Source organism: Desulfovibrio sp. (assembly GCF_047607245.1).
Lineage (GTDB): Bacteria > Desulfobacterota > Desulfovibrionia > Desulfovibrionales > Desulfovibrionaceae > Desulfovibrio.
Genome location: NZ_JASGDK010000108.1, coordinates 1 through 11,119, shown reverse-complemented (window position 1 = coordinate 11,119; position 11,119 = coordinate 1). Strand labels below are relative to the sequence as shown.

The 11,119-nt window shown below is 55.8% G+C and carries 8 protein-coding genes; 4 read left to right on the top strand and 4 right to left on the bottom strand.

Annotated elements, in window-relative coordinates; all coding sequences use genetic code 11:
• Nucleotides 1-860: four-carbon acid sugar kinase family protein (locus QM579_RS09100; protein WP_414998849.1), on the bottom strand; the 860-nt coding region annotated here is incomplete at its 3' end.
• A gap of 66 nt (nt 861-926) precedes the next feature.
• Nucleotides 927-1,898 carry a 2-keto-3-deoxygluconate permease gene (locus QM579_RS09095; protein WP_414998848.1) on the bottom strand — a complete coding sequence of 324 codons (972 nt, stop codon included), beginning with the start codon at nt 1,896-1,898 and terminating at the stop codon, nt 927-929.
• Nucleotides 1,899-2,233: 335 nt separating this feature from the next.
• Between QM579_RS09095 and QM579_RS09090 the strand changes: the two genes are divergently transcribed.
• Entirely contained in the window at nt 2,234-2,989 is a 756-nt protein-coding gene (locus QM579_RS09090; RefSeq protein ID WP_414998847.1) for a DeoR/GlpR family DNA-binding transcription regulator, read from the top strand.
• Nucleotides 2,990-3,107: 118 nt separating this feature from the next.
• Here the strand turns inward: QM579_RS09090 and QM579_RS09085 are convergent, their stop codons facing one another.
• Nucleotides 3,108-4,664, bottom strand: coding sequence for a lysylphosphatidylglycerol synthetase family protein (locus tag QM579_RS09085; RefSeq protein WP_414998846.1), 1,557 nt, complete (start codon nt 4,662-4,664; stop codon nt 3,108-3,110).
• A 457-nt stretch (nt 4,665-5,121) separates the two neighbouring features.
• Between QM579_RS09085 and greA the strand changes: the two genes are divergently transcribed.
• Nucleotides 5,122-5,610 (top strand): transcription elongation factor GreA, encoded by a 489-nt coding sequence (gene greA, locus QM579_RS09080; protein ID WP_414998845.1) that lies wholly within the window; start codon nt 5,122-5,124, stop codon nt 5,608-5,610.
• Nucleotides 5,611-5,618: 8 nt separating this feature from the next.
• Here the strand turns inward: greA and QM579_RS09075 are convergent, their stop codons facing one another.
• Nucleotides 5,619-8,645, bottom strand: coding sequence for a glycosyltransferase (locus tag QM579_RS09075; RefSeq protein WP_414998844.1), 3,027 nt, complete (start codon nt 8,643-8,645; stop codon nt 5,619-5,621).
• 296 nt (nt 8,646-8,941) lie between these two features.
• Between QM579_RS09075 and QM579_RS09070 the strand changes: the two genes are divergently transcribed.
• Nucleotides 8,942-10,075: a glycosyltransferase family 2 protein gene (locus QM579_RS09070; RefSeq protein WP_414998843.1), complete on the top strand. Its 1,134-nt coding sequence runs from the start codon at nt 8,942-8,944 to the stop codon at nt 10,073-10,075.
• A gap of 145 nt (nt 10,076-10,220) precedes the next feature.
• Nucleotides 10,221-11,119 (top strand): AI-2E family transporter (locus tag QM579_RS09065; protein WP_414998842.1); only part of this gene is annotated, 899 nt, incomplete at its 3' end.

The following is an 11,119-nucleotide window of genomic DNA, read 5'->3' as shown; positions in this document are numbered from 1 at the left end:
GAAGCCAGTTCGGCGGGTGTAAACGGCACATGCAGCACAGGCTTTGTATCAAGCACAACGCGCAGAGCCTGGCGCGAAACTTTGACAAGGCTGCCAACCACCATAAGCACGCCCCGCGTGGTTGCCGGAAGAGGGATGCTGACGCCGCTCTGCGCCGGGCTGGACATTTTGGCCAAAGGAACGGCCAATCCACCAGTGCCCGCAAAGAAAACCTGCTCTGCCAAAGGATAGGTGGCCTGGGCAATGATCGCAAGATCTTCAAGGGTTTCGGCATCGCACACCACGCCGTCATACCCCTTGTCCATGCTGGCCTTCACCTGGGCCATAACCTGCCCGGCGCCGCTTCTCACCACATCCAGAGTAATACTGTATGTGTTCACCCCGGCATGACGAAGGTTTTGCACCAGATTGCCGTCTGGGTATGTGTGATCTCTGGCCCAAACTTCTGTGGCTTCAAGAGGCTCGCCATTAACCAGCACACAACCGTCAACTGTCGTTCTGCCAGTGGCTGGGAATGCCGGAGCCATAATCACAAAGGAGGGGCCGCCGAGCTTGCGCAGTGCCGCTACGGTGGCCGCTGTCTCTGCCATTGGCTGCCCACGCATGAGAGAATCAAGTTTTTTGTAAAGCAGCATGTTCCCGGCAAACCGCTGCTCCAGCAGGTCTGCATGGGCTTTAGCCGCCTGTTCTGCTGAAAGCGCCCGGCTTGCAACGTCTACTGCCACTACTCCACCAGGAACGTCCACAGCTTCGTTGCCCTCAAACAGCACCGATGATGGAATACCGCTTTTTGCAAAGGCAATGGCGCAGTCTGCCGCACCGGTTAAATCATCCGCAACAATAAACCATGATGGATTCATAACGGGCTCCTTGTGCCGGCCTCTTGCAGCCGCATGGTCTGTCCTGCTGCCAAGCCGTTACGGTCATTACTCCGCTGCATCAGGCAAATCCTTGGGAGCCCCGAACTTCTTGGCGCCCCACGCAGTGACAAGGGGTGTAAGAATCGCCGTAACCACCACGCAGGCCGCCACAAGTATGGTCGCATGCTGTGCGGCAGGCGCATAGACAGGGTTGGCCTGCGCAATGATCATTGGCACAGCGGCGGCATTGCCTGCGGTGGATGAGGCCGCAAGACCGGCCACGCCAGTGCCGCCAGTAAAGCGGTCGCCAAAGAAGAGAACCGTGCCGGTGACGGCCACAACACAAATTCCAAGTCCCACGCCAAGCAAGCCCGCATTCCAGACTTTTGAAAGGTCAAGCCCGGCCCCGAGCGCAAAGGCAAAAAATGGAATCAGCACAGCAGGCGCTGCTTTGAGGAATTCCCGCATGTCTTTGTCGAGGTTACCAAGAATCATGCCCAGCACCAGGGGGAAAATTGCGCCCACCATCATCTGCCAGGGAAATGCTGAAAGTCCGGCCACGCCAAGCGTCACCATAGTAAGGAAGGGGCCGGACTCAAGACACATTATGGAATAGGCCGCCACGTCGCGTGGTTTGCCATACTGCCCCATAAGCGCCATATACAGCCCGCCGTTGGTGTCATTAAGTGCAGCTACAATGGCCAGGGTAGAAATACCGGCAAAAAAGCCCTCTTCAACCGGGGCTTCGCCCAAAAACTGCCCCACAGTAATACCGATAACAGCGGCAATGCCTACCTTGGCTATAAAAAGAACGCCACCCTTTTTGATGATGTAGGGCGTTGTTTTAAAACTGATGGTCGCTCCCATGCAGACATAATACACAGCCAGAATGCTTGTTGCCCCGGTAAAAAGGCCGCCTGTGAAAGAGCCGAATATCTTTGGAGTATTGGGGAAAAAAGTGTTGCAAAGCGCCCCAAGCAACAGGGGAATAACCATAAGCCCGCCAGGAACCCGTTCCATTGTCCGTTTAATCTGCATAATGAGCCCTCCAGTTGATTACGCGAAATCCCGTTCCCGGGCAGATAAAATGATTAAAATGCGCATAAAATTAACGTAAATTTCGCGTAAAAAGAGATATTTTACCCAAAAATCAACATAATAATGCGCTTTTCGGGAAAATAACATATTGATCGAAATGAGCAAGATTTTTCTAGTTTCTGGCAAATTTCGCATTATTTGTAAATTTTTTAATCAATTTGCGCATTTTTCTTATTCAGGAAAACCTTACATTTATTTCTGCTTCACGTTATACGTGCGATGAATAATATACAGGAAGGATCACTATGCGGCGGAGCAGAGAACGACGTACGGCCATGTTGGAAGCCATCGCGGCCGGAGCCAACGATATAAAATTGCTGGCAGAAAAATTTGAAGTTTCTTTTTCTACTGTGCGGCGTGACCTGCAAAGGCTTTCCAAAGAGAAAGCGGTGGCCCGAACGTACGGCGGCGCCATGCTTGCTTCGGGCATTCAGGAAGAAAACTATCCAGTGCGTGAATGGCAACACCGTGCTGCCAAGCAGGCAATCGCCCAGGCAGCGGCAGCGCAGGTGCAGGATGGAGACACCATCATTCTTGACGGGGGTTCCACCGTTACCTTCATGGCCCGGTTTCTGAGTGACAAAAAACTTACAGTCATAACGAACAACATCAAACTTACCGCCATTCTTGCAGATGCGCCCAATATAGCGACTATTTTTCTTGGCGGCGCTGTTCGCCCCATCAGTATGAGCGCATACGGCCACTTTGCGGAAGAAGCCCTGCGCTGCCTCACTGCCGACAAAGCCTTTACCAGCGCCAATGGCCTTGTACCTGGCAGGGGGCTGTGCGAGGCAACGATGGAACAAATAGCTCTCAAGCGCCTTATGATGCGTCAGGCCAAAGAAACCTTTGTTCTTGTTGATGCATCCAAACTGGACTGCTCATCACAGCCGGTGTGGGCACAGCTGCCCCTGAGCTGGACTCTGGTGACAGATGCAGACGAAACCCTTTGCCAGCCCTTTATCGATGAGGGGGCCAAATTGATGCAGGCCAACACACCATGCCCGGACAACGCGGCGCAAAAAGATTGACGTTTATATGCGCGTTTGCCCGTGACCAGACAAGCTTCTCCTGGCATTAACGCAGACAAAAGGCCCGCGATAGTTATCGCGGGCCTTTCCTCATTATGTGAAAGACAAAACTGCCTGACTACTTTTTCTTTTCGTGCAGTCGTGCGCGGGTTCGCAAGGCTGTGCGCCACATCCACGAAAGCACCAACCCGACCGCTATGCCAATAAAGGCATACGTATTGCGTGCGGCGTTTGGCGCGGCATTGGCCCACCAGTTGGCAGAATGGCTCCAGGCTGTGTGGTACAGGGTCCAGCCAAGAGCGCCCGCGAGCACCAGCACGGCGAACGCGCCGCCCAGCCAGAACAGGGGAATGGGTTCTTGCCAGAAAAAGGATGTACGGTAGAACCTGCGCCGGGCCATACATATGGCCAGCAGTATCACTGCTGCTATTCCCGCCGTCAGCCAGGCGAAGCCGTTAAGCAGCGCTCCCGCAATGCCCAGACAGAGAAAAACGACGGCCATGCGGAAGGCGCGCGCCTGCCGACGCTCCAGCCCATAAGACACGAACAGCAAAGCCGCACCAGACAGACAGCTGACAAAATGCCCTATGGTCGTCACATGGTAGGGCCCCATAATGCCCAACATAGCGAGAGCATGGTGCCGCAAAGGCAAAATGGACGAAAGCAGCAGAATAACCCCTGCCGAAAAACACATGTAGGCTGAAATGGTGTGTGAGAGCACGGAAAGCCAGCGGCCTGTGCCGCGCAACATATCACGCCGCTGACGCACTTCATACACAGCCAGCAGAACGGCGGCGGCCACCAGGGGGATAATAAAATAGATGAGCCTGAACAGCAGCACGGCGGCGAAGACCATCTGCTCGTGCGACGTATGTGTAAGATGCAGAATTACCAGTTCAAATACGCCCACTCCACCGGGAATGTGCGTCAGCACCACAGCCACCTGCGCCATGAGGTAGCTTGGCAAAAAATCAATAAAGCTGATGCCCATATCGCCCGGCAAAAGCACATACATGCAGGCGGCAGCAGCCACTATGTCAATACCGGCTACCAGTGCCTGGGCAATGGCTATACGCGGCGGCGGAAAAACAAACTCCTTGCCGAAGATATGCACAGGCTTTCGGATGAAAAAGCAAAGCGCCAGATAGGAACAAGCGATGGCAAAAAGAATAACCCCCAGAATGCGCACATCCTTGAGGGGCATTTTGACCAGAAGTTCATCGGGAATAATGGGCGGTGCGACCATAAAAATCACACCGCAAAGCCCCAGAGCGCCCACCCAGAATGTTACGGCCAGCATGAGCACAAGGCGCACGATGTCCGTCAAGGAAAATCCCCAGGCGGAGTAAAAGCGGTACCGTACGCTGGTGCCGCCCAAAAGAGCGCCAAAATTATAGCTCACAGCCTGGCCCACAAAAGACACAAGGGCAACGCGGGGGAGGGCCAGTTTTTTACTGATAGCCTTGAGCGCCAGCCAGTCATAGCCCACAAGAATCATATAGTTGACCACCATGAGCAGAAGCGACAAGAGAATGCGCGTGCTGGATATCTGCTCAAGACTTTCACGAATCTGGGCTGCACTATAGCTTTTGAGCTTGTGGTACAAAAGATACACCGCCAATAGAAAGATGGCGGTGATCAATAATGGGCCGATATATCGCAAATATTTTTTCATAAGCTGCCGTTGCTTGAATGCGCCTGATGACCGGATTAGTTCATAAACATTGATTGAGCATATACGCTGCGCCAGCACTGCGCAAGTGCCAACTGCATACCCTTAACATCGTTATCTTCCTTACAGGGCTGGAATTTTTTCTCAGGGCTTGACCGAAACATGAGCAGTTGTTAATGTTATATCCGGGCTACGGATTTGATCCCGCCCCGTTCGGCCAGAGTGGTTTAGCTGTCATAGGTGTAGCTGCTCGGCGTGAATTTTCCGGCAAACTTCACGCCGCGATATTGTCGCAAGGCCTGCAAATTTTGTCCCACAGTGGCGGCTCAAGCGCTCAATACGCTCTTACGGGTATAGCTGAAACTTGCCGGGCAGCCTGATTTAATCGAAAAAACATTTTTGTATAACGCATGCTCCGCTGCCTGGGCAGCGGCGTTTTTTTTGCGTTGCGAGGTTCAACATGACGAGTATCCCTATTTCCGTACAGGGCTATAAGGCTCTGGAAGACGAATTGGCCCGCCTGAAGAGTGAACGCCCGGCCATTATTCAAGCCATCAAGGAAGCCCGTGAAGAAGGCGACCTGCGTGAAAACGCCGGCTATGATGCCGCGCGCGAGCGCCAGGGCATGGCCGAAGCGCGCATCAAATACATTGAGTCGCGCATGGCCCTCTATCAGGTTATTGATCTGGACACCCTGCGTGGCGAAAAAGTCATTTTTGGAGCCACCGTTGAAATGGAAGATGTAGACAGCGGCGAAGCCAAAACCTACACCATTCTCGGTCCCGACGAAGCAGATCCCACCACGGGTTCCATTTCTTTCCTTTCTCCTGTGGGGCAAGCTCTTCTGGGCCGCGAAGAAGGCGACGAAGTTTCCGTGGAAATTCCGCGCGGCCGCGTCACCTATGAAATTACAGGCATCAGCTTCAAGGGCAGCAAGGCCCTCAAATAGCCGTCAGGCTAAAAATTTTCTTTCATCATCAGGGCCCACCCCTGATCGGGAGCAGCTCGCAGCATTGCATTGCGCAAGCCGCTTCCACGCACTGTGCCGCCCCAGCGCGCGAGAAAAAACTCCCGCGTCTGGGGCGTAATGCGTTGCCGTTCCAAAACGTTTCCCACACAGTCCGTATACTCAAGAGCAGGGCCTGATTCCGGCGGAATATGCCACTGCCCCCACGGGCAGTTCAGGCTATGCAATCCGGCTGAGGCCAGCCGCAAGCCAAGGTCTGCCGCAGCCCAGGGCCCCATTGCAAGGTCATAGCCGCCCTGCTCAAGAAATACCGTGCGTTGCACAGCCATTGCCTGTTCAGAGACAGCCAGAACACGGCGTGTAAGCAAAAGCTGGCCCCAAGAGATGGAGGCCAAAAGCTCACTCTCTGCTCCCCGTTGTACCGCAAAAGGCAAACCCGTCACATCCGGCATCAGGCCCGCATGCCATAATCGGCCGCCGCGCCATAGCGTTCCCCCCACTGTACCTACGCCCTTTTCAAGGGCCAGAGCCACAAGCTGTTCAGGCAAACTGCCCGGCAGCGGAAGAATCCGCGCATCCATAAAAAACAGCACCTGGCCTGAGGCAGACTGTGCAGCCAGATTGCAGGCTGCATGCCAGTTTTCTTTCTCTTTTTCTGGCGGCAGCAGGCGAGCGTTCAGTGCAGCGGGCGCGGGTGATTTTTTAAAGGCTTCGGCTGCCGCAGCGTTCAATGGCTGACAGAGCACTTCCAGACAAACCAGTTGAGACAATCTTTCCAGATCATCCCACAGGCGCGCAGACACTGGCGTGGCATCAGCGGCCAGAAGCACCACGCTGCACCGTGAACATGCGTCCAGCTCATGACGCAGCACGAAAAAATTATTGCGGATGGTGGGCACAGCCGTAGCCCGCAGTCCCCTGCGGCGGGCACTTTCATCAAGAGCGCGTCGCGTGGCATCAAGAACATAGGGCTTGGCCCCCAAAGAACCACTGGCGCTCTGGGCGTGCACACGCCAATGATAGAGAATCTGGGGAATATGCGCCACGCACTCGGGCCCCATATTTTCAGCCACCCGCAAACTGAGGTCAAAATCCTGCGAGCCTTCAAATCCTGCTCTCAGACCGCCGACCTGACGCAGCCTTTCAGTAGCATAGACCGAAAAATGCCATACGGCACAAACCCAGGGGTCAAAATCAGCCTTGAGAATGGGCGTACGCCGTACGCCTCTGGCGTCTATCTTGTCTTCATCGGAATATACCAGCACCAGCTCCGGGTTTTGCCGCACAAGGGCCGCAACCTCCCTCAACGCATGCGAGGGAAGCAGGTCGTCATGGTCCAAAAATCCCGTCCAGGGAGCCTCCGACAGTTCCAGAGCCGTATTGGACGCTCGGGAGATGTGCCCGTTCTGCTCTCTCAAGGTCAGTCGTATCCGCCCGTCCTGCGCTGCATATCTACCTAGTATCTCAGGAATTTCGTTGTTTGTTGAAGCATCATCAGCCACGCAAAGCTGCCAGTACGGGTATTCCTGAGCCAGAACAGAATCCAGAGCCCCACGAAGATGTTCGGGCCGAGGATTATACACGGGCATAACCACGGCAATGGAAGGCCAGGCTCCCCCCACCTCCAGGTGGTCAAAGTCCTCCGCCACCTTGCTCGTGTTTTCCGACCTTTCTTTCTCGGCCAGCTCCATCCAGGCATCAAAGGACGCAGGGCAATTGTCCAACCCGCTGCTGTAAAGTCCTTCATCTAACAGGGACTTTAATCCCGGTTGCAGATCATGATGTTGAAAGTCCCCGGCATGGGCCAGCCAGTACGTCGCACTGGCTGCAAGCAAGGGCAAGCCATCTTTTTTGCCGCAATCCCGCAGCGTTTCAGCCGCAAAAAGATACCAGGCCAGGGTGGAAGGAAGGCTGGAAGGAAGTTCGTGACAAAGCTGCACGGCGAAGGCCCGCAGCCGTGGCGGCATGCTTTCAAGCAAGGGCAACAGGGTGCGGGGTTGCGGATCGTGCCGCCAGCGCAGCCAGGCCGCCAAACCGTCACCCTTTTCATCAGGCGCGAATTCGCCCATTGTGCCTGCGGTCGGCCATGCATGGCCATGCAACCAGTTCGAACAGCCGTATTCCAGTCCGTCTGCCCGTGCGAGGGCAGCGTGGTCAGGGCGCAACAAATCGGCTCTCAGGCGTTCACGCTGAAGCAGGCTGTTCCAAAGCCCACAGCTCTTCCAGCCGTCAAGGCCATCCGTCAGAACAGCCAGCGATGATGGCTCGCTGCTGAAGGCCCGCAAGGGTTTATTCGGCGTGGGGGCCGCCAGCTTGAGGCACAGGTCCATATGGGCAAGGCTGTCTAGCGCAACGTTGAAACCGCCTGCGGCCAGAAAATCTTCACGCCGCAGCAGCAGGGCTCCTGCATGTCCCACCTGAAACCGACGGCGCTTTCCGGCCAGAGCATGCCCCAGGGGCAGTCCTTCATAAAGGTAGTGCAACTGACCGAGATGGTCAGCCACACTGCCCATATGAGCGATGCGGGCGCCTTGCCCCGGCTGATCGCACACAGGCGGGCAATGTTCGCCAAAAGAGCTGACGCCAGAAGAACTGATGGCAGAAGAGCTGAAAGCTTTTTGGTCATAGAGAAAAAGTGGGTTCACCCCTGCAAGGCCGGGTTCTTCATCCAGCCTGTGTTGCAAAGGCGGCAGGCTGCCGGGCGCAAGCAAAACAGCGGACGACAAAAACAGAAGATAAGGCGTTCGCGCCTGCTGGGCAGCGCGGTTGGCTTCTTCCAGCAGGTGCCCCCCGGCTTGCGGGCTATAACAGCGAAAAGCGCGCAAGATACCACTGCGCACCGCCTCTCGCCCAGCAACCATAGCGCGTTCGCGCTCGCTTTCGTGGCAGAGCACCGCAAGGTTCTGTCCGCCCGCACCAGCGCCCTCAAGAGCGGCGCAGCACGCCTCCGGCGAAAACTGCGTCCATACCCGGAGCAAAACGGTCAGCCACGGCCTGTTTTCACACTCTGTATTCATGCAATCACCCTATAACAGAGCCTGATGCTGCGCAACGCGCCGTGCCGCCAAGCAAGGCTGTGATGGGCCAGGCTTTCTTGACCCTGCGCTGCAACTCTGCTCTACTTGTTTAAGGAAGCACTGATTAAAGAGCTCCGAAAACGCGCAGTTATTTCGTTTGGCAAGGCGCGATCTTTTTTGAAGCAGGAGTGGACTCTTCCGCCCTCGACTGTTTCAAAAAAAGCGAAGCAACGCCGCCAAACGGAATAAATCAGCGTTTCCTTAAATTATGCCATTGCACTACCCGGAGCCCAGCCATGCCGCCCCTCGTTTCAGTGATCATCCCCGCCTACAACAGCCGCGCCCACGTGGCCCGTGCTCTGTCCAGCCTTGAAAGGCAGAGAGAGAAAAATCTTGAGGTGGAGATTATTGTGGTGGATGACGGATCCACAGACGGGACTGCCGATTTTGTGCGCAGCCGGTTTCCCCTTGCGCGGTGCATCACGCAAGACCATGCCGGGTTGGCCGCAGCCCGCAATACAGGTATTAACGCCGCCACAGGCGACTACATTGTATTTCTTGACGCAGACGACCTTCTCTGCCGGGGCTGCCTGCGTTCGGGAATTGAAGCCCTTTCCCGCCACGGTGCGGACATCAGCGTATGCCTGTGCCTCAACTATGTGGAAGGAAAGGACGAAGGTCACTTCTGGCCCCTGCGTCAGGATCAGTACCCCCTGCACCTGTGGCATTCCAATATTTCGCCTGTCCACACGTTCATGTGCAAGCGCGCCGTATTCTCCAGCCTGCGATTCACTCCCCTTCCCGCCTGTGAGGACTGGTTTTTCTGGTTCCAATGCGGGCAGGCAGGTTTTCAGTTTACCTGCAATACAGACGGCATGGCCGTGTATATCCATCGGCGGGAGGGTCTTGCGCAAACCATCGGCGGGCAGCGCACAGACATGCGCGTGCATCTTGATGTAGGCCGCCATTTGCAGCAAGCCGAAGGCCTGCCCCCGGAGGGTCTGTTCTCCGCCGCAGTGGCGCATCTTGCAGGAGCCCTCACCTGCGCTTCAAACTCCAAGCAGCACCATGCGGATAATGTGCGCCAGCTACTTGTGGAAGCCGGGCACACACTGGCGCTGGCCCTTAAGAACAAACATTCTGCCCGACGCCCAAGCCCAACGGACCCGGCGGGATTGGCGGAGCAGTGCCACATACTGCAAGCTTGTGCCCTCGCCTGCGGCCTGCCCGGCGAGGCTTCGGAACTGGCACAGGACATTCGCGTTCTCGGCCAGTATCTCTGCCCCGGCATAAATGATTTCACCGACGGTGAAAAATTGCATGCCGCGTGGCGCGAAACCTTTGCCCGCACGGCGGTTTCGCCCTCTGTCATGGCCCAGACACTGCGCGCGCATTTTGAGCCAGCCGACCTTGTCATACCCGCGCTCTGATACATACCGGCAACTCCGGGCATCAAACCGCACTTCGTGCATCACAGAAGACTTGGCAGACCCCGCATGTATTTGCTAGACTTGCAGCCGCCTGACCTTTTGTCGGGCAAACCTCCCAAGGCATACGCAACTTAAGGCTCATTGCATGACACAGACACTGCCCCGTTTGCTCTATCTGCTCGCTGTATTGGCCTGCTACCTGTTGCTGATGCCAAATCCCGTGACAATATTTATGGCCGCCTGCCTGTCTTGCCTGACCCTGCCCCAGTATCGCAAGCTACGCCAAAAAGCGCGATCCTGGCGCATCATACTGGAGCGTAACGAGCCAGACTCGCGCGCGCGCAGAACAAAACTGGCCCTCTCGAACATCATGCCGCTCTATGCTTACATAAGCATGCTGGTGGCGGCCCTTGTGGTACCAGTGGCCGTATTGGTGCTTCTGGTGTCACCGCAGGCAGCCGCAGGCTTTACACGCCTGCGCGAACTACAGGCCAACAACTTTCAGCTGCCTTTGGAATGGGTAAACTACATTCAGCAGTGGCGGCAAAGCCTTACCGAGCACCCGCGCCTGGAACGTATTTTCAATGACCTGCTTCTGAAACTCGACAGTTTCTTTGACAGCGCCATGAGCGTGTTGCTATCGCGTGGGGTAGATTTTCTGGGCGGCACTATGACCGTGCTGTGGACCAGTTTTCTCTTCATAAGCCTCACAGTAATCTTCACGATCTACTCCCGCCGTATCCGTAAAATCGCGGGCAGAATCTTTCACATTTCACAACCCATGCTGCGGCGCTTTATCGCCGCCATTCACAGGGCTTTGCGCGGCATTATGCTTGGCATCGTTCTGGTGGCCCTGGCTCAGGGGCTTCTTTGCGGCCTGGCTTTTGCCGTGGCTGGCGTCAATCAACCCGCCTTCTGGGGACTGCTGGCCACGCTGGTGGCCCCTATCCCGATGGTAGGCACGGCGCTGGTGTGGGTTCCCCTGTGCATTTCACTCTGGTTTACAGGCAAAACTATGGCCGCTGTAGGCCTGGCATTGTGGGG